This window comes from Acidimicrobiales bacterium (assembly GCA_030747595.1).
Classification (GTDB): Bacteria; Actinomycetota; Acidimicrobiia; order Acidimicrobiales; family MedAcidi-G1; genus UBA9410.
This window is the reverse complement of the sequence record JASLKK010000011.1, coordinates 77,008-100,609: the sequence shown is the minus strand read 5'-3', so window position 1 is coordinate 100,609 and position 23,602 is coordinate 77,008. Positions and strand designations below refer to the sequence as shown.

Annotated in this window: 23 protein-coding genes and 1 tRNA gene; 22 read left to right on the top strand and 2 right to left on the bottom strand. The window is 67.0% G+C overall.

Features of this window, described 5'->3' with window-relative positions:
- From QF777_09735 to QF777_09705, 7 genes are all read left to right on the top strand, one after another.
- On the top strand, window positions 1-511 hold a 511-nt coding region (locus QF777_09735; protein ID MDP6911827.1), incomplete at its 5' end, for a CoA pyrophosphatase.
- A 10-nt stretch (window positions 512-521) separates the two neighbouring features.
- On the top strand, window positions 522-1,964 hold the full coding sequence (locus QF777_09730) for a pyridoxal-dependent decarboxylase (GenBank protein ID MDP6911826.1): 1,443 nt from the start codon (window positions 522-524) through the stop codon (window positions 1,962-1,964).
- Between the two features lie 141 nt (window positions 1,965-2,105).
- The gene (locus tag QF777_09725; GenBank protein ID MDP6911825.1) at window positions 2,106-3,269 is read left to right on the top strand and encodes a GuaB3 family IMP dehydrogenase-related protein; all 1,164 of its coding nucleotides are present in this window, start codon (window positions 2,106-2,108) and stop codon (window positions 3,267-3,269) included.
- Between the two features lie 18 nt (window positions 3,270-3,287).
- Window positions 3,288-4,850: a glutamine-hydrolyzing GMP synthase gene (gene guaA, locus QF777_09720; protein ID MDP6911824.1), complete on the top strand. Its 1,563-nt coding sequence runs from the start codon at window positions 3,288-3,290 to the stop codon at window positions 4,848-4,850.
- Window positions 4,847-5,437, top strand: a complete 591-nt coding sequence (locus tag QF777_09715; protein MDP6911823.1) for a TIGR03086 family metal-binding protein — start codon at window positions 4,847-4,849, stop codon at window positions 5,435-5,437. Before guaA ends, QF777_09715 begins: the two co-directional genes overlap by 4 nt.
- A gap of 7 nt (window positions 5,438-5,444) precedes the next feature.
- Window positions 5,445-6,272 carry a thioesterase family protein gene (locus QF777_09710; protein ID MDP6911822.1) on the top strand — a complete coding sequence of 276 codons (828 nt, stop codon included), beginning with the start codon at window positions 5,445-5,447 and terminating at the stop codon, window positions 6,270-6,272.
- Window positions 6,273-6,292: 20 nt separating this feature from the next.
- Window positions 6,293-7,135: a hypothetical protein gene (locus QF777_09705; GenBank protein ID MDP6911821.1), complete on the top strand. Its 843-nt coding sequence runs from the start codon at window positions 6,293-6,295 to the stop codon at window positions 7,133-7,135.
- Window positions 7,136-7,182: 47 nt separating this feature from the next.
- Here QF777_09705 and QF777_09700 read toward each other — a convergent pair whose 3' ends face one another.
- Complete coding sequence (locus tag QF777_09700) at window positions 7,183-8,115, bottom strand: TIGR03621 family F420-dependent LLM class oxidoreductase (GenBank protein MDP6911820.1); 933 nt, start codon at window positions 8,113-8,115, stop codon at window positions 7,183-7,185.
- Window positions 8,116-8,230: 115 nt separating this feature from the next.
- Here QF777_09700 and QF777_09695 point away from each other — a divergent pair, with 115 nt between their 5' ends.
- The 14 genes from QF777_09695 (at window position 8,231) to lysS (ending at window position 19,850) form a co-directional block, all read left to right on the top strand.
- Window positions 8,231-10,621, top strand: a complete 2,391-nt coding sequence (locus QF777_09695; GenBank protein ID MDP6911819.1) for a UvrD-helicase domain-containing protein — start codon at window positions 8,231-8,233, stop codon at window positions 10,619-10,621.
- An 85-nt stretch (window positions 10,622-10,706) separates the two neighbouring features.
- A tRNA-Thr gene (locus QF777_09690) sits at window positions 10,707-10,779 on the top strand.
- Between the two features lie 70 nt (window positions 10,780-10,849).
- Window positions 10,850-10,984: a hypothetical protein gene (locus tag QF777_09685; protein MDP6911818.1), complete on the top strand. Its 135-nt coding sequence runs from the start codon at window positions 10,850-10,852 to the stop codon at window positions 10,982-10,984.
- Between the two features lie 41 nt (window positions 10,985-11,025).
- Window positions 11,026-12,147, top strand: a complete 1,122-nt coding sequence (locus tag QF777_09680; GenBank protein MDP6911817.1) for a zinc-dependent metalloprotease — start codon at window positions 11,026-11,028, stop codon at window positions 12,145-12,147.
- Window positions 12,123-13,088, top strand: coding sequence for a tRNA lysidine(34) synthetase TilS (gene tilS, locus QF777_09675; protein MDP6911816.1), 966 nt, complete (start codon window positions 12,123-12,125; stop codon window positions 13,086-13,088). The genes QF777_09680 and tilS overlap by 25 nt, the downstream gene beginning before the upstream one ends.
- Window positions 13,089-13,098: 10 nt before the next feature.
- Window positions 13,099-13,713: a hypoxanthine phosphoribosyltransferase gene (gene hpt / locus QF777_09670; GenBank protein MDP6911815.1), complete on the top strand. Its 615-nt coding sequence runs from the start codon at window positions 13,099-13,101 to the stop codon at window positions 13,711-13,713.
- On the top strand, window positions 13,710-14,294 hold the full coding sequence (folE, locus tag QF777_09665) for a GTP cyclohydrolase I FolE (GenBank protein MDP6911814.1): 585 nt from the start codon (window positions 13,710-13,712) through the stop codon (window positions 14,292-14,294). The genes hpt and folE overlap by 4 nt, the downstream gene beginning before the upstream one ends.
- 29 nt (window positions 14,295-14,323) lie before the next feature.
- Window positions 14,324-15,106, top strand: a complete 783-nt coding sequence (gene folP, locus QF777_09660) for a dihydropteroate synthase (protein ID MDP6911813.1) — start codon at window positions 14,324-14,326, stop codon at window positions 15,104-15,106.
- A gap of 25 nt (window positions 15,107-15,131) precedes the next feature.
- Window positions 15,132-15,665, top strand: a complete 534-nt coding sequence (locus QF777_09655; protein ID MDP6911812.1) for a hypothetical protein — start codon at window positions 15,132-15,134, stop codon at window positions 15,663-15,665.
- Window positions 15,662-16,021 carry a dihydroneopterin aldolase gene (gene folB / locus QF777_09650; protein ID MDP6911811.1) on the top strand — a complete coding sequence of 120 codons (360 nt, stop codon included), beginning with the start codon at window positions 15,662-15,664 and terminating at the stop codon, window positions 16,019-16,021. Before QF777_09655 ends, folB begins: the two co-directional genes overlap by 4 nt.
- Window positions 16,018-16,515 (top strand): 2-amino-4-hydroxy-6-hydroxymethyldihydropteridine diphosphokinase, encoded by a 498-nt coding sequence (folK, locus tag QF777_09645; protein ID MDP6911810.1) that lies wholly within the window; start codon window positions 16,018-16,020, stop codon window positions 16,513-16,515. Before folB ends, folK begins: the two co-directional genes overlap by 4 nt.
- 157 nt (window positions 16,516-16,672) lie before the next feature.
- Entirely contained in the window at window positions 16,673-17,626 is a 954-nt protein-coding gene (gene nadC / locus QF777_09640) for a carboxylating nicotinate-nucleotide diphosphorylase (GenBank protein ID MDP6911809.1), read from the top strand.
- Window positions 17,626-18,414: a type III pantothenate kinase gene (locus QF777_09635; protein MDP6911808.1), complete on the top strand. Its 789-nt coding sequence runs from the start codon at window positions 17,626-17,628 to the stop codon at window positions 18,412-18,414. Before nadC ends, QF777_09635 begins: the two co-directional genes overlap by 1 nt.
- Window positions 18,411-19,850 carry a lysine--tRNA ligase gene (gene lysS / locus QF777_09630; protein MDP6911807.1) on the top strand — a complete coding sequence of 480 codons (1,440 nt, stop codon included), beginning with the start codon at window positions 18,411-18,413 and terminating at the stop codon, window positions 19,848-19,850. Before QF777_09635 ends, lysS begins: the two co-directional genes overlap by 4 nt.
- A 22-nt stretch (window positions 19,851-19,872) precedes the next feature.
- Here the strand turns inward: lysS and QF777_09625 are convergent, their stop codons facing one another.
- Window positions 19,873-20,889, bottom strand: coding sequence for a polyprenyl synthetase family protein (locus tag QF777_09625; protein ID MDP6911806.1), 1,017 nt, complete (start codon window positions 20,887-20,889; stop codon window positions 19,873-19,875).
- Window positions 20,890-21,064: 175 nt separating this feature from the next.
- Here QF777_09625 and QF777_09620 point away from each other — a divergent pair, with 175 nt between their 5' ends.
- Window positions 21,065-23,602 (top strand): ATP-dependent Clp protease ATP-binding subunit, encoded by a 2,538-nt coding sequence (locus QF777_09620; protein MDP6911805.1) that lies wholly within the window; start codon window positions 21,065-21,067, stop codon window positions 23,600-23,602.

Genomic DNA, 23,602 nt, shown 5'->3' with positions numbered 1-23,602 from the left:
CGCCCTCTACGACGACCCAATCAGAGGTGGACCGCATGTGGTTCTGACGCGCCGGTCACCGCATTTGGATAGTCACACTCATGAGGTCTCGTTTCCCGGTGGACGCCATGATCCGACAGACCCCGACCTCTGGGCCACTGCCCTTCGTGAAGCCACCGAGGAGGTTGCTCTGGACCCGGCCGACGTCCGGCTGCTGGGTCGTCTGGACCCCCTGGTAACAGTGGGTAGTCGAAGCCTGATTCATCCTTACGTGGCCGTTCTTGACGGGCCACCAAACCTCGTGCCCAATCCCGACGAGGTGGAGGCTGTTCTCCACGTTCCATTGTCCGAACTACTGCTCGATGAGGTGTACCGGGAAGAGGAGTGGTCACGCTACGGAGAGCCTTGGATCATTACCTTCTTTGAACTGGTCGGCGATACTGTTTGGGGCGCCACGGCAGCCATGCTTCGCCAGTTGTTGGCCGTTGCTCTCGGGGTGGACGACCACCGGAACTACCGGGCCGATTCATGAGGATGGCTCGATGACCGATGCGATTGAAGGAGGATCCGTGGCTGGCCCCAAACACATGACGTCCGAGGAGTTCCGGGCCGCCGGACGAGCCGCCGTGGACTGGATTGCGGACTTCCTGGACGATCACCGCGATGGGGGGCACGCCCGACCGATCGTGTCCGATGTGGCTCCCGGCGAGGTCTACCGATCGCTGCCGGGTTCACCACCCATGACCGGAGAGCCGTTCGCTGATCTATTGGGCGACGTCCATCGTCTCATCGCTCCGGCCACTACCCAATGGCAGCATCCCGGCTTCTACGGGTTCTTCTCGGCCAATTCCTCCCCACCGGCCATCCTCGGCGAACTGCTCTCGGCTGGCCTCGGCGTACAGGGGATGATGTGGTCGACTAGTCCGGCCTGCACCGAGCTGGAGACCTTGGTCCTGGATTGGCTGATCGAGGCCTGCGGACTTCCCGACCGGTTCCATTCCTCCGGTCCCGGTGGTGGCGTGATCCAGGATTCGGCCTCGTCGGCGTCGCTATGTGCCGTGCTTGCCGCCCGCGACCGGTCGGGGGGTGCCGCCGAACTGCCAAGAATGCGGATCTACACGTCGGCCCAGGCCCACTCGTCGATCGAAAAGGACGTCCTGGTGGCGGGGTTCGCCCGCGAGCAACTGCGGGCCGTGCCCACCGACGCTGACTTCGCCATGGATGCCGATGCTCTGGCCGACATGGTGGCCGCCGACGTGGCCGAGGGCCTCCTGCCGTGCCTGGTCGTCGCCACGGTGGGCACCACGTCGTCAGGAGCCATCGACCCGGTGGCCCGGGTCTGCGACATCACCGAACCGTTGGGGGCGTGGGTGCACGTGGATGCAGCGTGGGCTGGGTCGGCCACCGTGTGCCCCGAGCACCGGCACCTGCTGGATGGCCTGGATCGGGTCGACAGCTACTGCTTCAATCCCCACAAGTGGCTTCTCACCAACTTCGACTGCTCGGCGTTCTACGTGGCTGACTCTGCGCCACTAGTCGGCTCGCTGTCCATCGTCCCGGACTACCTCCGCAACGCGGCCAGCGACGCCGGCGAGGTGGTCGACTACCGCGACTGGCAGGTGCCCCTGGGCCGCCGTTTCCGGGCCCTCAAACTGTGGTTCGTGCTGCGCTCCTATGGGATAGAGGGCCTCCGAGCCCACATCAGGGCCCACGTGGCGGCAGCGGCTGACCTGGCCGACCGGATGGCTGCCAACCCGGCTCTCGAGTTGGTGGCACCCCTGTCCCTCGGTCTGGTGTGCCTCCGTCACGTCGACGGCGACGAGGCCTCCGAACGCCTCCTGGCTGCCGTCAACGGTTCCGGTCGGGCCTTCCTGACCCACACCCGCCTGGACGACCGGTACGTGCTGCGGGTGGCCGTGGGCGGAACCTGGACCACCGCTGAACACGTCACCGAACTGGCCGACCTACTCGACGAACTGGCCTGACCGGTACCCGTTGGCGGGCCCCGAAATGACGGTTGGCGTCCCCCTTCGGACGGGGACACACGTGACTAGAATCGACTCTTTCCGGGGGCTAGCGCCGAGGCTCGTCCGGGCGGAGTCGATTACCTTCGGCAGGGAGTGACCATGGCCGAGATTGAGATCGGGATGGGCAAGAGCGGACGACGGGCCTACGGGTTCGACGACATCGCCATCGTCCCCAGCCGCCGCACACGCGACCCCGAGGACGTCGACATCTCCTGGCAGATCGATGCCTACCGGTTCGAGCTACCTCTCATGGCGTCAGCCATGGATGGCGTGGTCAGCCCAGCCACCGCTATCGAGATTGGCCGCCTGGGCGGCGTGGGCGTGCTCAACCTTGAGGGCCTGTGGACCCGCTACGAGGACGCCGATTCCGTCCTTGCCGAGATCGCTGAACTGCCGACCGAAAAGGCCACCAAGCGGATGCAAGAGCTTAACCAGCAGCCCCTCATCCCCGGCCTGGTCACCGAGCGGATCCGCGAGATCAACGCCGCCGGGGTCGTGTCGTGCGTGTCGGTCACACCACAGCGCACCAATGCCCTGCTGGACGAGATCTTGGCCGGCGAGCCCGACATGCTGGTCATCCAGGGCACTGTCGTGTCGGCCGAGCACGTGTCGTCCACCGTTGAACCGCTGAACCTCAAGACGTTCATCCGTCAACTAGATATCCCAGTAATCGTGGGCGGCTGTGCCACCAATAAGGCGGCCCTCCATCTGATGCGTACCGGGGCGGCCGGTGTGCTGGTCGGCGTCGGACCCGGCCACGCCTGTACCACCCGCGGGGTGCTCGGCCTCGGCGTTCCGCAGGCCACAGCCATCGCCGACGTTCGGGCGGCCCGTATGCGCCACCTCGACGAGACCGGCGTCTACTGCCAAGTCATCGCTGATGGCGGCATGGCTACCGGGGGCGACATCTCCAAGGCCATCGTGTGTGGCGCCGACGCTGTGATGATCGGCTCGCCGTTGGCCGCCGCCAGCGAGGCGCCCGGCCACGGCTACCACTGGGGGATGGCCACCTTCCATCCGACGCTGCCGCGCGGCGCCCGAGTCCAGACCACTACCCGGGGCACGCTGGAGGAGATCCTCCTCGGCCCGGCCAACGAGAACGACGGCAAACTGAACCTGTTCGGAGGACTGCGTACCTCGATGGCGACCTGCGGCTACGTCGACGTGAAGGAGTTTCAGAAGGCCGAGGTCATGGTGGCCCCGGCGCTCCAGACCGAGGGCAAGGCGTTGCAGAAGTCCCAGGGCGTCGGGATGGGCCACTAGGCCTACCGCTCCGACCCAGTGACCAAGATCCCTGGTGGGAGGGCCCACGCCAACGACCGCATCCTGGTCGTCGACTTCGGGGCTCAGTACGCGCAACTCATCGCCCGACGGGTACGCGAAGCCGACGTCTATAGCGAGATCGTCCCCCACGACCTGACGGCCGAGGAGTTCGCCGCCCGGGCACCGTCCGGGATCATCTTCAGTGGCGGGCCGGCTTCGGTCCACGTGGCCGGCGCCCCGCGCATCGACCCCGGCGTCTACGACCTCGGCGTGCCCATCCTGGGCATCTGCTACGGAGCCCAACTCGTTGCGCACCAGCGTGGCGGCACGGTGGGTCGCAACGAGCGGGGAGAGTACGGCCGCACCGACCTGACCGTTGCCGAACCAGGCGCCCTGCTGGTTGACGCTGGAACCGGCACCCATCCAGTCTGGATGAGCCACTTCGACGCCATCACCGAGCCGCCGGCCGGCGCCGCGGTGACCGCCTCGTCGCCCGACGCCCCGGTGGCCGCCTTTGAGGCGCCCGACGCCGGCTTGTACGCCGTCCAGTTCCACCCCGAGGTCCATCACACGCCATGCGGCCAGGATCTGCTCAGCCGCTTCGTCCGCGACGTGTGCGGCTGTGCCGGGGATTGGACGATGGCCTCGGTCATCGACTCGTCGGTGGATGCCATCCGCGAACAGGTGGGCACCGGACAGGCCATCTGCGGGCTGTCCGGTGGCGTCGACTCAGCGGTCGCCGCCGCGCTGGTGCACAATGCCATCGGGGATCAACTGACCTGCGTGTTCGTTGACACCGGCCTCATGCGAGCCGGCGAGGGCGAGCAGGTCGTCGAGACCTTCCAGAAGACTCAGGGCATCGAACTCATCCACGTGCGGGCCGCCGACCGCTTTTTCGAAAAGCTGGCCGGGGTCACCGATCCGGAGGGCAAGCGCAAGGCCATAGGCGAACTCTTCATCCGGATCTTCGAGGATGCCTCGGGCGGGATCACCGACGCCCGCTTCCTCGTCCAGGGGACGCTGTACCCCGACGTCATCGAGTCGGGCACCAAGGATGCGGCCAAGATCAAGAGCCACCACAACGTAGGTGGTTTGCCCGACGACATGAACTTCGCCCTCGTTGAGCCGCTTCGCAACCTGTTCAAGGACGAGGTGCGGGCCGTGGGCTCCGAGTTGGGGCTGCCCGACGAGATCGTTTGGCGCCAACCGTTCCCCGGTCCCGGCCTCGGTGTACGCATCATCGGCGAGGTCACCCCGGAGGCCACGGCCATCCTTCAGGCCGCTGACCTGATCGTCCGCGAGGAGGTTCGTAGCGCCGGCTTGGAGCGCGAGGTCTGGCAGGCCTTCGCCGTGCTCCCCGACATCGGGTCTGTGGGCTTCTTGGGCGACGAGCGCACCTACGCCAAACCGATCATCATCCGAGCGGTCACCAGCGAGGACGCCATGACGGCCGACTGGGCCCGACTGCCCTATGACCTGCTCGAGAAGATGTCCAACCGCATCATCAACGAGGTCGACGGCGTCAATCGGGTGGCCTACGACATCACGTCCAAACCGCCCGGCACCATCGAGTGGGAGTGAGCCCGGGCCCGTTGACCGACGGCGAACGAACTGACACCCTCGCCGCCTACACCTCGGCGTGCGCCTTCTTCGGAGAACGCCTCGCCGAGGTAACCGAACTGGACTGGATGGCCGAGACTGGGTGCCCTGACTGGGACGTCCGCATGCTGGTCGCCCACGTGGTCACCGGCGAGGCGCTGGTCACACGGGTGCTCCGCGACGGTGGGGCATGGGAGTCCCAAGCCGACCCGTCGATCCTGGGACTCAACCCCATGGCCGCCTGGAGGGGCACGGTGCTGGCAGCCATCGAGTCGGCTTCGGTCGACGGTGTGCTCGACGCCATGCACCCCTACGCGGTGGGCGAGCTGCCCGGCGCGGTGATCATCGGCTTCCGGGTGACCGAGAACCTCGTCCACGGTTGGGACCTAGCCCGGGCGTGCGGAACCGATATCGCGCTGCCCGAGGCCCTGGCCGAACGGTGCCTCGACTTCTGGATGCCGTTGGCTGGTTCAGACGCGCTCTCGGGCCACTTCGGTCCGACGGTCATGCCGCCCGACGGTGCACCGGCGGGTGTCCGACTCCTGTCGCTGCTCGGCCGGACGGCATGATCTGACGGTGACCGGGAAACCAGCCCAGACGGACCACGCGTACTCCGACGAGCCGTTCTACGCCGAACAGGACGGCCTGCTCATTCCCGGTCGGCTGACCGGCGGCCCGTGGGATCCGACGATCCAACATGGCGGACCGATCTCGGGGGTCCTGGCCCACCTGGTCGAGGCGGTGCCCGCCCCGTCGCCCATGCGCACGGCCCGCCACACCGTGGACATGATGCGTGGCGCGCCCATGACGCCGCTACGCCCCGAGGTCGAGGTGCTTCGGTCGGGCCGTCGCATCCAGGTCGTGCGGGCCTCGTTGTTCGATGGCGAGGATCGGGAGGTGGCCCGAGCCACCTCACTCAGGATGCGGGTCTCGGACACGCCCAATCCCGTTGACCCGAACAAGACGGCACATTCCGACGACGAGCCCCATCCGGTGCCCGACGAGCCGGTTCTGTTGACCATGTTCGGCATCGGTGTGCCGGCCTTCCTGCAGGCCGTGGAGTTCCGTCGGACCGGGGAGTACCGCGATGGTGCACCGGGTCTGGTCTGGCTACGCATGCACAACACGATGGTCGAGGGGCGCCCAACGAGTGCCTTCGTGCGTCTGGCCACGGTGGCCGACATGGCTTCCATGGCGGCCCAGTACCTCTCGCCCGAAGAATGGACCACCATCAACGCCGACCTCGCGGTCACCGCGTTCCGTGACCCGGTAGGAGACTGGGTCGGCATCCGGGGACTCCACAAGAACGACGGTGACGGCATCGGCCTGTCCGAGGCCGTGCTCTACGACCTGGACGGTCGGGTCGGCCGGGCCACCGCGTCCATCCTCATCGAACCCCGCTGAACTGATCCGGAGACCAATCCATGACCGACGACAACCACGATCCCGAGATGGGTCCCATGCACCTCGTGACGGCGGGCAGCATGCTCTACACGCTGGTAGACCCCGAGAAGGGCTACGAGGTGGCCTACAACCGGTGGTACGAGCGCGACCACTTCTACGGCGGTTGTATGACCGGGCCGTGGTGCTTTGCCGGAAGCCGCTGGGTGGCCACCCGGGCCATGAAGGACCTGCGGTTCCCCGTTGAGGACAACTCGGTCAACAAACCGGTGGACCGAGGCTCGTACCTGGCTGTCTACTGGGTGGAGAACGGCCACCACGACGACCACTTCGCCTGGGGTGCCGACCAAGTGGTGAAGCTCTACATGGCTGGCCGAGGCTTCCAGGAGCGGCGCCACGCCCACACTGTCCTTTACAAGCACCGCTCTAACCGATACCGCGACGCCGATCCGGTCCCCGTCGACGTGGCCCTCGACCACCACTACGCCGCACTGGTCTCCGTGGTTGTGGAACCGGTGGTCGAGCCCCCCGATGGAACCGCCGGCGACGACCTGTCCGCCTGGCTAGACGGCGAGGGCCTGCCCGGCCTCATGGCCGACGGGCCTGTGGCGTCGTGCGCCCAGTGGGCGGCCGTGCCCCGCGACGAGATGACCGACAACGCACCCATGGATCTGGGCTCGCCACCCATCGGGCCGGAGGCCACGATGCAGTTGTTCTTCGTGGAGACCGACCCGCGGGACTGCTGGGACCGTTTCGTGGATTACGCGGCTCGCCTCGAGGCCTCTGGACTGGGCAGGGTCACGTCGGCATCACCGTTTCTGCGCACCGTGGTCGGTACCGACCGCTACACAGATCAACTCTGGTAGTCGGGCTCAGATGGGCGGTTTCTGGTGGGCGGGCCCGACCACCAAGATCAGACGCCGGCCAGGGCCTCGACCACGGGTCCGAACTCGACCATCGAATCTTCGTTGAGGCCGATGTAGGTCAGGCCCCACCGCTCGCGCCAGGCCAGCAGCGTTTCGACGCACTGGCCGGTGGAACCGATCAGCACGTGAGGTGACGACAGCGCCGCCTCGGCGTCCAGTCCGAGAGCCGGGGCCATCAACTCAGCCAGGCCGATCGGGTCGTCCGTGATCTGGGACATGTGGACTCGGGTCTGGAGTTCGATGTCCTCGAACCGGTCGCCGGCCGCCTCGCGGATCCAGCCCAACTTTTCGTCGGTTGCCTCCACGGTTGCCGACGCGCCGGCCCGCTGGTCGATGACCCCGGCGGCCATGTTGGCGTTGACGCCCACGATGTCAGCTTCCCGGGCAGCCAGCGAGAGCATCTTCTTTCCACCCCCGGCCAGCAGGAACGGCGGATGGGGCGACTGGATACAGGTGGGTTGCCCGTCGTGTTCGCGCACCGTGTAGTGCTCGCCGTCGAAGTCAAACGACCCCTCGGCGAAGGAGCGCTTCAGGATCTCGACGGACTCGGCGAGGCGGGCGATTCGCACACCCGGTGAATCCAGCGAAATCCCTGACTGGTCGTAGTCACTGGTCTTCCATCCGGCTCCCAGCCCCAGCTCCAGGCGGCCGTCCGAGAGAAGGTCCAGCGTGGCGGCCTGCTTGGCCAGGAACAACGGGTGCCGGAAGTCATTGCCCAGCACGAGGGTGGTCAGTCGCAGATCTCGTGTGGCTTCGGCAGTCACAGCCAAGGCGATCAGCGGGGCCATCTCGGCGTCGAGGTGGTCCGAGACCGAGAGTGCTGAGTAGCCGAGGTCCTCGGCCCGGCGGCCGAGTTCACGCCATTCAGCTGCGGGGCGGGGTGCCGAGGCCTGGACGCTAAAACGGAAGGAACGAGTCATGGCCCGCACAATAGAACAGGCCGGTGGCCCGGTCCGAAGGGAGGCTCGGTGGCGGTTCCCTCCGAACCCGGATCGGCCCGGAAGGCCGTCACCGGGCACCGGTAGGGTGCGGCCGATGGCCCTCTCAGAACCCGAATCTGCGCCGGATGGCGGTTCCGACACCGGATCGGGGCTGAACCCCGACCAGCTCGACGCCGTCACCCATCTGACGGGCCCGTTGCTGGTGGTGGCCGGTGCCGGATCAGGCAAGACCCGGGTTCTTACCCGCCGTATCGCCCACCTCATCGGTGAACGGGACGTGTCGCCGTTCGCCATTCTGGCGATCACCTTTACCAACAAGGCAGCCGGCGAGATGAAGGAGCGGGTGGCCGAACTGGTCGGTTCGGTGGCCAACCGCATGTGGGTGTCGACCTTCCATTCGGCGTGTGTCCGGATCCTGCGGCGCGACGGCGATCGCCTTGGCTTTCCATCCAGTTTCAGCATCTACGACCAGGGAGACGCGGTGCGCCTCACCGGCTACGTGGTGCGCGACCAGGGGCTCGACATCAAGCGGTTCCCTGCCCGAGCCGTGCACTCGGCGATCTCGGCGGCCAAGAACGAGGGACGCACGGCAGGGCAGTACGTGGAGCACGCCACGGGCCCGTACGAGAAGCGGATCGGCGAGGTCTTCGTCAACTACCAGGCTCGCCTGCTGGCGGCCGGGGCCATGGACTTCGACGATCTCCTCGGCAACGCGGTCCGCCTCCTCCGGGAGCACCCCGATGTTCTGGACCACTACCGACAGCGCTTCGAGCACGTCCTGGTCGACGAGTACCAGGACACCAACGTGGTCCAGAACGACCTAGTGATGCTGCTGGCATCGGGTCACCGCAACGTCTGCGTGGTGGGAGACAGCGACCAGTCGATCTACCGGTTTCGGGGCGCCGATATCCGCAACATCCTGGAGTTTGAGCGTTCGTTCCCCGATGCCACGGTGGTCGTGCTCGACCAGAACTACCGGTCCACCCAGACGATCCTCGATGCCGCCAACGCCGTCATCACCAGGAATGGGGGCCGCAAGCCCAAGGAACTGTGGACCGATGCAGGTTCGGGTGAACCGATCACCCGCTTCCGAGCCGACGACGAAAATGACGAAGCCCGTTGGGTGGTCAGCCAACTCCGGCGCCTGCACGACGGAGGTCGGCCGTGGACCGACATGGCCGTCTTCTACCGGACCAACGCCCAGAGCAGGGCCGTCGAGGAGCAGCTGGTCATGTTGGGGGTGCCCTACAAGGTGGTAGGCGGTCTTCGCTTCTATGACCGCCGCGAGGTTCGGGACGCCATGGCCTACCTCAAGTTGGCTACCAACCCGGCCGACGAGGTGGCAGCCAAGCGAGTGCTGAACGTGCCCAAGCGGGGGGTAGGCAACACGTCAGTGGCCCGGTTAGACGCCCACGCGGCGTCCAAGGACGTCCGGTTTGTCGACGCCCTGCGTGATTCTGAGGCTGCCGGGGTGTTGGGACGGGCCGCCACCGGTATTCGCTCGTTCCTCGAACTGGTTGATGCCCTCGCCCAAGCGGTCGACGACGGTCCGGCCACCATCCTCGAGGTGGCCCTCGAGCGGTCGGGTTACCTCGAAGAGCTCCGGGCTGATCGGTCGATCGAGGCTGAGGGTCGTCTGGAGAACCTCTCCGAACTGGTCGGGGTGGCCAGCGAGTTCGACGACGTGGACGAGTTTCTCGAGCGGGTGGGACTCGTGGCCGACACCGATGACCTTCCTGCCCAGAACACTGAAGGCGGCGACCCGGAAGGTGGCGATCTAGCTGCCAGTGATACTGATCCCGGGCAGGTCGTACTCATGACCATGCACGCCGCCAAGGGCCTCGAGTACCCGGTGGTGTGCATCGTGGGAATGGAGGACGGCGTCTTCCCCCACGTGCGGGCCCTCGGCGACCCCGAAGAACTCGAGGAGGAGCGGCGCCTGGCCTACGTCGGCATCACCAGGGCCCGCGAGCGCCTCATGCTGACTCACACCTGGAGCCGGATGCTTCACGGGCAGACCCAGTACAACCCGCCCAGCCGGTTCCTCGACGAGATCCCCTCAGAGCTGCTGGTCGACGCCGAGGGAACCCGAAAGGCCAACCGGCGAAAGGATGACAGCTGGCCGGGTTCTGGTGCCGGTGCATCGAGGTCGCGGTCCGCTGACACCGACTGGTTGGGCGCCCCCCGACGATCTTCCAATCGTGACGCCGAACCATCCGGCCGGGTGTTCGGCGGGGGTTCGAGCAATGGGGGATCTACCCGTAGCCCCGGGGAGTCCTCATCGGGGGCACATGAGTTGGGCCTCCGGGTCGGCGACGATGTGGTCCACCGGGCATGGGGCGATGGAGTGGTCCTGGCCGTCCACGGAGACGGTGATCGGGCCGAGGCGGTGGTGCGTTTCGCCTCCAAGGGCGAGAAGCGCCTGCTGCTGGCCTGGGCGCCGTTGGTCCGACCCGGTGACGTCCCCGAAGAGGGGTCCGGGTAGCTCCGGGGAGACGTTCGAGGGGCGACCCGAGGAGTAGGCAGGCCGTTACGCTGCCCGGGTAGCCGACCCCTTGGGGCCGGTACAGGCCCGTGTAGCTCAGTCGGAAGAGCGATTCACTCGTAATGAATAGGTCCGGGGTTCGATTCCCCGCGCGGGCTCGCCGAGCATCCACCGCCTCCCGCCGATCGGCTTCATGCCGGCGGGGGCCAAACCCCTAGGATCTAACCCATGAACTTGTTCGCAGGCGTGATCTGGCACTACTGGTTGGCCGTGCCGCTGGCTATCGGCGGGTTGGCTCTGACCGTGGCCACCCTGGTCGGCTACTTCCAGAAGGTCTCCTCGACCCGCTTCCCGAAGCGCTGAGCACGTCGTCCGCCCAGGCGGTTCCGGCGACGGTCCGTTCGATGTCTGATGACCCGTCCTCGGGCGCATCGTCGTTCGTGGACTGGGACCTGGCCGAGCGGGTGGCGATCCGCATTGCTGATCGGGCGCCGTTCGGCGGCGCCCACCACCTCGACGGGTTGACCGAAGAGTTCCACGTCCACACCTCGCGTGCCGAAGACCTTGTGGCGGCTACCACCGGCCTACGCTCGCTGTCGGGCAGCGCCCGGGCCCGGGTGGTCGGTCGGGACGACTGGATCCGGGCCAACGTGGCCTCCATGCAGCGCCTGCTACGACCCCTCTTCGAGCGCCTCGGCGACGCTGCTGAAGGCGGGACCGATAGCGACGAGTCGGATGCCCCCTCGGCGTTGACCGTCCGGATGGGCGGCATGGAACTGGGGGTGGTCCTGGGCTGGATGTCTACCCGGGTGCTCGGTCAGTACGACCTGCTGGTGGTGGAGGACGAGGCGGCCGAGGACCAGGACATCGTGTACTACGTGGGTCCCAATCTGGTGGCCCTCGAGCGGCGCTACGCCTTCCCCCGCCACGACTTCCGGCTCTGGCTGGCCCTCCACGAGGTCACCCACCGGGCACAGTTCACCGGCGTGCCGTGGATGCGGTCGCACTACCTGGGACTCGTGCAGTCCCTGTTGGACGGCGCCCAACCCGAGTCGTTCGACCTGGTGGCCTCGCTGAAGGGTCTGGTTGACAACCGGGCAGCGAAGCGGTCGGCCGGGGGCGGCGGGGAGTCCGGTGCAGCTGGTTCGGGGGTGCTGGGTGCCATCTCATCGCCCGAACAGCAGGTGGCACTGGACCGTATCGCCGGACTCATGAGCCTCCTGGAGGGACATGGCGACGTGACCATGGGCCGGGCCGGTGAGGGCATCGTGCACGGCGCCGACCGCATGGCCGGCGTCATGGCTGATCGCCGCCGCAACGCTTCGGGGGTGACCCGGCTGTTCCAGAAGCTTGTGGGCCTTGAGGCCAAGTTGGCGCAGTACGCGCAGGGTGAGGCGTTCATCGGAGCAGTGGAGGCCCACGGGGGTACGGCGCTACTGGACCGGGTCTGGGAGGACCCGTCCCACCTGCCCGATCTGGGAGAGATCCGTGAGCCGGACCGGTGGATCGAGCGACTGAAGGCCTGACCGGGCCCCAGTCGGTTGACCCGCCCGGGGAACCGGTGGCCAACGGTGCCGATCCGACGGCGCCGTTGCTGGATCGGTGTGCCTTCCCGCCCGCTGGAACCGCCGTGGATTGTGCGGTATCCGGTGGGCCGGACTCGACGGCGCTACTGGTGCTGGCCGTCGCCGCCGGCCTGGAGGTCACCTGCTGGACCGTGGACCACGGGCTGCGTTCTACCTCGGCGGACGAGGTTCGTCTGGTGGCCCACAACGCTCTGAGCCTCGGGGTTTCGACCATCACGGTTGACGGGCTGGTGGTCGATGGCCCCGACCTCGAACAGCGGGCCCGTGACATCCGGCGGGCCGCCCTGCCTGTCGGGGTGCTGACCGGCCACACCGCGGACGACCAGGCCGAGACCGTGCTACTGAACCTTTTCCGGGGTGCCGGCGTGCCCGGAACGGCGGGTATTGGTGAGCCGGATCGCCGCCCGTTGCTGGCCCTGCGTCGGACTGAGACCCGAGGACTGTGTACGGCGCTCGGCCTGAAGGTGGTCGACGATCCGAGTAACGACGACCCCCGCTTCACCCGTAACCGGGTCCGCCACGAGGTGCTCCCCCTGCTGGCCGATGTGGCCGGGCGAGATCCCGTGCCCTTGTTGGCTCGTCACGCCACGCTGGCCGGCGAGGCCACTGGTTTGCTCGCTGGGCTGGTGGTCGACGTGGACCCGGCCGACGTGCGGTCCGTGGCCGACCTGCCTGACGACCTGGTCCGCCTGGCCGTGCGTCGCTGGCTCACTGTCCAGCTCACCGGCCCGATTGCCGGTCACCCCACGGGTCCGCCACCTGATCAGGCATCGGTCGACCGGGTGCTCGACGTGGTACGAGGTCGTGTGGTAGCCACCGAGGTGGCCGGTGGACACCGGGTCCGTCGTTCGGCGGGGTTCTTGGTCTTTGAGCCCCGCTAGGGTCGCCGCCATGGCCAGCGACTCTTCCGCCGTGCCGGATCCGCTGACCGTGGGCCGCTATACCGCGTCCTCGGTGATGGTCTCGGCCGCCGACCTAAAGGCACGGGTGCAGGCTCTCGGCGAGGAAATCACCGCTGACTACGCCGGCCGCGAACCCCTTCTGGTTGGCGTCCTTAAGGGCGCCTTCATGTTTATGAGCGACCTGGCCCGCTCAATTGACCTACCGGTCGAGTTCGACTTCATGGCCGTCTCGTCCTATGGCCACTCCACCCGTTCGTCGGGCGTGGTTCGCATCGTCAAGGACCTCGACCTGGACCTGGCTGGTCGTGACGTGATCCTCGTGGAAGACATCATCGACAGCGGCCTGACGCTGAACTACCTGCGTCGCAACTTGCTGGCCCGCAACCCGGCCAGCCTCGAGGTGTGCGCCCTGCTGGTGCGCGAGAACCACAAGGTGGACGAGTCGATCCTGCGTTACGAGGGCTACCGGGTCCCGTCAGACTTCCTGGTCGGCTACGGCCTCGACGTGGACGAGAAATTCCGCAACCTGCCTGACATCCGCATCGTGGACGTGGCTCCCGAGGAGTCCGCCGCCGACCCGACGGTGGCGAGGTCCCCCGCGTGAGATTCGAGGTGGATCTTCCCCGTATCGAGGCAGCGGTGGCCGAGATCCTCGAGGCGATCGGCGAGGACGTTACCCGTGACGGGATCCGCGAGACGCCGGCCCGGGTGGCTCGCATGTACGCCGAGGTGTGCAGCGGCATGCACGAGGAACCCGCCGACCACCTCATCAAGACGTTCGACGTCGACCACGACGAGATGGTCATGGTCCGTGACATCCCGCTGTACTCGCTGTGTGAGCACCACCTTGTGCCGTTCTTCGGGGTGGCCCACGTGGCCTACATCCCCCGTCGGGGCGGGATGATCACCGGCCTGTCCAAGCTGGCTCGCCTGGTCGAGGGCTATGCCCGTCGCCCGCAGATTCAAGAACGGCTTACCTCCCAGGTGGCCGACGCCATCCAGCGCACGCTCGACCCCCAGGGCACGCTCGTGGTGATCGAGGCCGAGCACCTCTGCATGTCGATGCGTGGAGTACAGAAGCCCGGTGCGGAGACCGTGACGTCGGCCGTCCACGGGGTGTTCCGCGACGAGGTCTCCACCCGCCTCGAGGCCATGCGGTTCATCGAGAGCAACCGCCGCCGCTGACGATGGCCCTCGGCCCTACTGGCGGCGTCATGGGCGTCCTCAACGTCACACCCGACTCATTCTCCGACGGTGGGCGCTATCTCGACCTCGCAGCGGCCGTCGCCCATGGACGGGCCATGGTCGACGAGGGGGCGTGCATTGTCGACGTCGGGGGCGAGTCGACCCGACCCGGTGCGGATCCGGTCGGCGAGGAAGAGGAGTTGGCCCGGGTGGTGCCCGTCATCGAGGCGTTGGCTGCCGACCCAGTAGTCACCGCCGGGCTGGTCCGTCTCTCGATCGACACCCGCCACGCCGCCGTTGCGGTTGCCGCCGTGGCGGTCGGCGCGTCCATCATCAACGACGTGAGTGCTGGGCTGCACGAGGTGGCAGCCGACCTCGGGGTGGGATGGGTGGCCATGCACATGCAGGGCGACCCGCGGACCATGCAGCAGGAACCCGTGTACGACAACGTGGTGGCCGAGGTCCAGACCTTCCTGTTGGACCGGGCAGCGGTGGCTCGGACAGCCGGCGTACCCGAGGTGTGGATCGATCCGGGCATCGGGTTCGGCAAGACGACGGCTCACAACATGGCCTTGGTCCGACACATCGACGTACTAGTGGCGTCGGGATGGCCAGTGGTCCTTGGGGTGAGCCGCAAGCGGTTCCTCGGCGAGTTGACGGCCGCCAGCGATGGCGATCATCGGGTAACTCCGCCGGAGGATCGGGCTGAGGCGGGGGTGGCCATGGCTACCTGGTCGTTCGCCCGCGGTGTGCAGATTGTGCGTGCCCACGACGTGCGAGCCACGGTCGGAGCAGCAAGGGTGGTCGGATGACCACGATCTGCGGCACAGTGTCCTCATGGTGATGCGCGGGAAGTGGGCTGAGGGGATCGTTCCCCGCGGGTTCACATGGATTGTCAAGGACCGGATAGCGGTCAGCGAACGACCGGGAGGTGTCGGGGAGGGCCACCGCCGGGTCCGACGTCAGGAGGAAATCATCTGGATCCGTGAGAATGGCTTCCAGACCGTGTTGTCCCTGCTGGCCAGCGACCACAACCTCCACAACTACGACGACTTCGACCAGTCATGGGTGCACCTGCCGTTCAGCGGCGCCACTGACGGTGTGGCGCGTCTCGAGGAGGTTTGCCGGGCCATCGACGAGCACAGTGCTGAGGGCCGTTGCGTATTGGTGCACCGCGAGGAACTCAATGACGTGGTGTGCGGCGTGATGGGGGCGTGGCTCCTGTGGTCGGGCCTCGTGGCGGCCGGCCCGCAGGCCATCTCGTTCGCCGAGCGTCTGACCGAGCGCCCGCTGGGCACCGTTGGTCGCGAGATCGTGGGCCTCGTCGCCCCGGCCGATCCGCCCGCGAGTGAAGATGGGGATGCCGGGTGAGTGACCGGATCGAGCTACGGGGCCTTCGGGTGGTGGCCATCTGTGGGGTGCTCCCTGAGGAGAAGACCCGTCGCCAGCCCTTTGAGGTAGACCTTGACGTGCACGCCGACTTGTCGACAGCCTCGGTCAGCGACGACCTGGCTGACACCGTCGACTACGGGGGCCTGACCGGTCTAGTGGCCGGCATCGCCGACGGCGAGTCGTTCGATCTGCTGGAGCGGTTCGCCGGTCGGATCGCCGATGCCGTCCTGGGCATCGGCGGGGTGGACGCCGTTACCGTGGTGGTTCGCAAGCTTCGCCCGCCGGTCCCGGTGGATCTCGCCACCAGCGGGGTGCGGATCCACCGCACCTCATGACCCACCGGGCCCTGCTGGCCTTGGGTTCCAATCTGGGTGACCGTCGGGCCCTGCTGCAGGGCGCCGTCGACGGCCTGCCCGACGTGGTCGCAGTCTCTGACGTCTACGAGACCTCGCCGGTGGGTGGACCCGATCAGGGTTCGTACTTCAACGCTGTGGTGCGCCTCGAGACCGACCTGGGGGCCCGCGCCTTGTTGGAGGTGGCTCAGCGTTGTGAGGCGGCCGCCAAGCGGGTGCGACTCGAACGTTGGGGTCCGCGCACGTTGGACGTGGACCTGTTGTGGGTCGACGGCGAGGAGGTCGACCAGCCCGACCTGGTGGTGCCCCATCCCCGGATGTTTGAGCGGATGTTTGTCCTGGTGCCGTTGCGCGACGTGGCCGCCGACCTAGTGGCCGATCCGTTGCTCGACTTGCTGACGGAGGGGTCGGACGGATGCGATGAGATCACGTCGCTCGGCGCGCTGCTCACCGTGGGCTTCAGTAGTGCGAGCTGACCGTGCCGTCGGTCCGGATCATCGGTGGCGATTGGGCCGGTGATTCGATCCATGGGGCACTGGTGGCCTGCCGGTTCGGGAAGGCTCGCCTCATCTACAACGTCGGAGCGCCAGCCGGATGAGCCGATCCGGCACCGACCCCGGGCAGGCTTGGCCCGTGCATGATCCCAACCCCCAGAGCTCGGCTGGACGACTGCCTTCCTCGCTGATAGCCCACCTGGCCGATCAGGCGGGTTCCCTCGAGCCGCAGGCCGACGAGGTAGCCGACGCGGTGGTGCTGGCCCTCCATGAGGATCTCACGCCCGACGGTGACCTCAGCGCGTCGCTCGTACCGGCCGACGCGATGGCCGACGGAGTGCTAGCTAGCCGGGACGACGGGGTACTGGCCGGCTCAGCGTGCGCCACGGAGGCCTTTGCACAGGTGTCGGACGCCATCGAGGTTCTCTGGCTGCGTGCTGACGGTGACCGGATCGCTCCCGGCGACGTGGTGGCCACCGTGCGGGGTCCGCTGGCCCCGATCCTGACCGCCGAGCGCACGGCGTTGAACTTTCTCTGTCATCTCTCCGGGGTGGCCACCACCACCGCCCTCTGGGTCGAGGGGGCTGGTGCCACTCGGATCTGGGACACCCGTAAGACCACGCCGGGCCTCCGAGCACTAGAGCGGGCCGCCGTGCGGGCCGGCGGGGGATGGAACCACCGGACCAACCTCAGCCACTGGGTCATGTTGAAGGACAACCACCTCACCGGCACCGACATAGCGTCTGCCGTGGCGTCATCGCGTTCGCTCTGGCCGGCGCGTACCGTGCATGTCGAATGCGAGACTCTCAACCAGGTCCGCGAATCGCTGGAGGCCGGCGCTGATGCGCTGCTGCTCGACAACATGACCCCCACATCGATAATCAGCTGCATCGCCGAGGTGCATGCCCATGGCGAACGCCACGGCACGCGACCGCTCGTCGAGGCATCCGGTGGGATCACCCTGGACCGGGTAGCCGACTATGCGGCGACAGGAGTGGACTGCATCTCGACCAGCGCCCTGACCAACGGGGCGCCGTCTCTGGACCTTGGTCTGGACCTCGACCCGGATCTTCAGAGAGGGGCGCCAGCCTGATGCTGCTGACCGTTGACGTGGGCAACACCCAGACGGTGCTCGGCCTCTACGAGGTTGGCTCCCCGGTCGCCGCGGCCGATTCCGGGCTGGTCGACCACTGGCGGATCCGTACCGACCATGACCGGACGGCGGACGAGCACGCGGTGCTCATCCGCAACCTGCTACGTCAGGGCGGCCACGACCTCGAGGGGCAGGTCACCGGCGTGGCCATATGTGCCGGTGTGCCCCGGGTGCTGGCCAGCCTTCGAACCATGATCGACCGCTACGTGGACTTCGAACCGGTGGTCATCGGACCAGGTGTGAAAACTGGCATGCCGATCCTCTACGACAACCCCAGGGAGGTCGGCGCCGATCGGATCGCAAACGCGGTGGGGGCCTACGATCTCTATGGTGGCCCGACGGTGGTCGTCGACTTCGGTACCGGTAATAACTTCGACGTGATCTCCGCCGACGGCGAGTTCCTGGGCGGGGCCATCGCCCCCGGTGTGGAAGTGAGCCTCGACGCCCTGTTCGGCCGAGCGTCAGCACTGCGGGCCGTGGAGTTGGCCGAACCCCGCAACGTGATCGGCAAGAGCACCGTCGAGTCGCTGCAGTCGGGCGCTGTCTACGGCTTCGCCGCTCAGATCGACGGCATGGTCGAGCGGTTCCGCGAGGAGTTGGGTGGCTGCACGGTGGTAGCCACCGGTGGTCTAGCCCACCTGATCGCCCCGTCGACGGCGACCATTGAGCACGTCGAACCGTTCCTGACCCTGCACGGTCTCCGTCTCGTCCACGAGCGAAACCTATGACCGACGAGCAGGTATCCGAGGAGCCTGGCCTTGAGGAGCAGGTGCCGTACCGGTTCGATCCGACGACCACCGCGGGCGCTGTGGTGGCCGACTACGCGGATCTGGCCGACGGCGAGGAGACCGGCGTGGTGGTCACCGTGGCCGGACGCCTCATGCTTCGCCGCGACCAGGGCAAGTTGGCCTTCGGCGACCTCCAGGACTCCACCGGCCGGGTGCAACTGTTCGCCCTACAGCGGTCCACCCCCAACTTCGCGGGCTTCACCGGCCTTCATCTGGGTGACTGGATCGGAGTGACCGGCGAGGTACTCAAGACCCGGCGCGGCGAGCTGAGTATCAGGGTCGATTCGTGGATCCGTTTGGCCGAGGCCCGTCGGGCGTTCCCCGACAAGTGGCACGGCATCACCGACGTCGACACCCGCTTCCGTCAGCGCTACGTCGATCTGTGGGTGACCGACGAGTCTCGGGCCGCCTTTGTGGCTCGCAGCCGGATCCTGTCGGCCACTCGCCGTTGGCTCGAGGAGCGGGACTTTCTCGAGGTCGAGACGCCGACCTTCCATCCGATTCCCGGTGGGGCCCTGGCCCGCCCGTTCACCACACACCACAACGCGTTGGACATGGAGCTCTACCTACGCATCGCTCCTGAGCTGTACCTCAAGCGCCTCACCGTGGGCGGCTTCGAGCGGGTGTTCGAGATCGCACGGGTGTTTCGAAACGAGGGTCTGTCACCTCGTCATAACCCTGAGTTCACGATGCTCGAGTTGTATCAGGCGTATGCCGATTACACCGACATCATGTCCCTCGTCGAGGAGTTGGTGGCCCATCTAGCCATGGAGGTGTGCGGCACGACCTCGCTGACCTACGACGGTCGCGATCTGGATCTGTCGGTGCCGTGGCGTCGGGCCACCATGCTCGAGCTGCTGACCGAATACGGCGGCCTGACCGTTGATCTCGACACCCCACGTGACGAGCTAATCCGGTTGTGCGAGGAGCGCGACATCCCGGTCAAGGACCACTACGGGCCCGGCAAGCTCATATTGGAGTTGTACGAGAAGACGACCGAGGCCGAGCTGTGGGGCCCGATCTTTGTGACCGACTACCCCAAGGAGGTTTCGCCGCTGTCGCGTGACCACCGGGAGCAGCCGGGCTGGGTAGAACGCTTCGAGGGGATCGTCGCTGGTCGTGAGCTCTGCAACGCCTTCAGTGAACTGGTGGACCCCGACGAGCAGCGGGCTCGCTTCGTGGCCCAGGAGGCCGAGAAGGCCGCGGGTGATGCCGAGGCCATGGCCGTCGACGAGGACTATCTGCGGGCACTGGAGTATGGGCTGCCACCCACCGGTGGGTTGGGGATCGGTATGGATCGTCTGGTCATGTTCTTGACTGGCACGACCACAGTCCGCGACGTGATCCTCTTCCCGACACTCAGACCGGAGCAATAGGACCTGAGTAACAGGTCCTGAGTTAGAACGACCCGTCGAGGCGGTCCAACAGCAGGTCGCAGGTGGCCTGCATGGTGCCGACCGACGGGTTGGCCGGCAGCCCGTCGAGCGCCCCTCGGGCCGAGCCCAGAAATTCGATAGCGGTGTCGCGGGTGGCCCCGATGGCCTCATCGGTCCGGATCACGTCACGCACCCGGTCCCGGGTGGCGGCGTCGATCGGTCCGCCCAGCAGGTCCCGTAGCTCGCTACCCGATGGTCCAGCCAGAGCCCGGATCACGGGCAGCGTGTAGGTGCCCTCCACTAGGTCGTTGCCGGCTGGCTTGCCCAGCTGATCGTCGGTGGCAACCACGTCGAGGAGGTCGTCAACCACCTGAAAGGCCATGCCGTAGTGGTGGCCGAAGTCGGTCAGCGCCTCGATCACCTCACGGTGATGGCCGGCCACGATGGCTCCGACCCGGGCCGCGGTGGACAGCAATGAGGCGGTCTTGCCGGTGATCGAAGCCAGGTAGGCCTCTTCGGTTCGGTCCACGTCAAAGGCATGGCGAAGCTCGCGAACCTGACCCTCGCAGAGTGAGGCGATGGTCGAGGCCAGCAGTCCGGCCACCTCGGTACCTAGGTCCGCGGCGATCTCCGAGGCGCGGGCCAGCAGGTAGTCGCCGGCCAGGATGGCCTCGGGGTTGCCCCAGCGGGCGTTCACGCTCTGGACGGTGCGTCGGGTCTCGGCGCCGTCCATCACGTCGTCGTGGTACAGCGATCCCTGGTGCACCAGCTCGACGGCCACTCCGCCCCGGATGACGTCGTGGGAGGCCACGCCAGGATCGGCATCCAGTACCTGGGCGGCAGTGACGGTCAGTGCGGGACGGACTCGTTTGCCGCCGGCGTCAATGAGATGGCGGGCCACCTCGGTTAGGAAGGGGTCGCCAGATTCCACGACGGTTCGGAGTTCAGCTTCGGTGCGGGCCAACGCGTCGGCCATCCCGGGAAGGTCTAGAAGTCGGTTCACCGACACGCCGGTGATCGCTGGGGAGACGGAAGCCACCCGGTGAGGATACGGCGCCGCCCGTTCCGGGCGAAACGGACCCGCCCCGGAGGGGAATCCCGGGGTGGGAAACGCGCCAATGGGGCGTCACGGGCCACCGGTACACTTTGAAATGACGGGGGAGACGTCACCAGAGCTGGCAGAGCCAGTTCACTGAGCGCAGGAGGCATCGGCGTTGTTCGAGCGTTTCACCGATAGGGCCCGCAGGGTCGTGGTACTCGCCCAGGAAGAGGCGCGGCTGCTCAACCACAACTACATCGGCACCGAGCACATCCTGCTTGGGCTAATCCACGAGGGTGAGGGCGTGGCTGCCAAGGGCCTCGAATCGCTCGGCATCTCGTTGGAGGCCGTCCGCAGCCAGGTTGAGGAGCTCATTGGTCACGGTGCCAGTTCGCCCAGCGGCCACATCCCGTTCACTCCCCGGGCCAAGAAGGTCCTGGAACTCTCGCTGCGCGAGGCGCTGCAACTGGGGCACAACTACATCGGCACCGAGCACATCCTGTTGGGTCTGATCCGCGAGGGTGAGGGCGTGGCCGCCCAGGTCCTCGTGAAGCTGGGCGCCGACCTTTCACGGGTCCGCCAGCAGGTCATCCAGCTCTTGTCGGGCTATGCCGGTTCCGGCCAGGGCCCGTCCGAATCCTCGGACAAGGCGGGTGCCACCAGCGGCGGCGGCGGCGGCGATTCGGCGTCCGGCTCGCTCGTCCTCGACCAGTTCGGCCGCAACCTCACCCAGGCCGCCCGAGACAGCAAGCTCGACCCGGTCATCGGCCGCCACCGCGAGACCGAGCGGGTCATGCAGGTGCTGTCGCGTCGCACCAAGAACAACCCGGTCCTTATCGGCGAGCCTGGCGTGGGCAAGACGGCGATCGTCGAGGGTCTGGCCCAGATGATCGCCGACGACGCCGTCCCGGAGACCATCCGCGACAAGCAGCTCTACACCCTCGACCTGGGCGCCCTGGTGGCGGGCAGCCGCTACCGCGGCGACTTCGAGGAGCGCCTCAAGAAGGTCCTCAAGGAGATCAAGACCCGGGGTGACATCATCCTGTTCATCGACGAGATTCATACGCTTGTCGGCGCCGGTGCCGCCGAGGGCGCCATCGATGCGGCATCCATCCTGAAGCCCATGCTGGCCCGTGGTGAGCTCCAGACCATCGGTGCCACCACGCTCGACGAGTACCGCAAGCACCTCGAGAAGGACGCCGCCCTGGAGCGCCGCTTCCAGCCCGTGAAGGTCGACGAGCCCACAGTGCCCCACACCATCGAGATCCTCAAGGGTCTTCGGGAGCGCTACGAGAGCCACCACCGGGTCACCATCACCGACCAGGCCCTGGTCGCAGCGGCGAACCTGGCCGACCGGTACATCTCGGACCGGCACCTCCCCGACAAGGCCATCGACCTCATCGATGAGGCCGGTTCCCGCATGCGGATCAAGCGCATGGACACGCCCGACGACATGCGTGAGATCGAAACTGATCTGGCCGAGGTGGTGCAGCGTAAGAAGGCGGCCGTCGAGTCTCAGGACTTCGAAGAGGCTGGTCGCCTGCGCGACACCGAAAAGGAACTTCTGACCCGCAAGGAGGCAAAGGAGGCCGAACTCAAGTCGTCCGGTCAGGACCTGTTCGACGAGGTTGACGAGGAGGCCATAGCCGAGGTCCTCTCGGTGTGGACCGGCATCCCCGTCTACAAGCTGACCGAGGAGGAGACCCAGAAGCTCCTAAAGATGGAGGACGAACTCCACAAGCGGGTCATCGGCCAGGAGGACGCCATCAAAGCGGTCAGCCAGGCCATTCGGCGCACCCGGGCCGGCCTCAAGGATCCAAAGCGCCCGTCGGGGTCGTTCATCTTCCTGGGCCCGTCGGGCGTGGGTAAGACCGAGCTGGCCAAGACGTTGGCCGAGTTCCTGTTCGGTGACGAGCAGGCCCTCATCTCACTTGACATGTCGGAGTACATGGAGAAGCACACGGTGAGCCGTCTCGTCGGTTCGCCCCCCGGCTACGTGGGCTACGAAGAGGGCGGCCAGCTCACCGAGGCGGTGCGTCGCCGCCCGTTCTCCGTGGTGCTGTTCGACGAGGTTGAAAAGGCCCACCCGGACGTCTTCAACACGCTGCTCCAGATTCTCGAGGAGGGTCGCCTGACCGATTCGCAGGGTCGCAGCGTCGACTTCCGCAACACCGTGCTGATCATGACGTCCAATCTCGGTACGGCCGACTTGCGAAAGGCCAACCTTGGCTTCGCCAAGGCCGACGAGGCGGTCAGCTACGAGCGGATGAAGGCCAAGGTCAACGATGCCCTCAAGGCGCACTTCCGGCCGGAGTTCCTAAACCGCATCGACGACACGATTGTCTTCCATGAGCTCTCGCTGGCCGAGGTGACCCGCATCGTCGACCTGATGGTCGTGCGGTTGTCCACCCAGTTGTCGGGCCAGGGCATGGGCCTGGAGCTCACCGAGGCGGTCAAGCACCACCTGGCCGAGCAAGGCTACGACCCGTCGATGGGTGCCCGTCCGTTGCGTCGGGCCCTCCAGCGTCTTGTCGAGGATCCGTTGTCCGAGCGCCTGCTTCACAAGGAGTTCGCTGCTGGCGACATTGTCGTGGTCGACGTTGAGGACGCGCCCGATGACGGCGACGCCAAAGGCACCAGGCAGGTGGTCTTCCGGGCCGGCGCCGGATTCGAGCCACCGACCGTCGAGATGGCGGTCGAGGGCGCGGAGTAG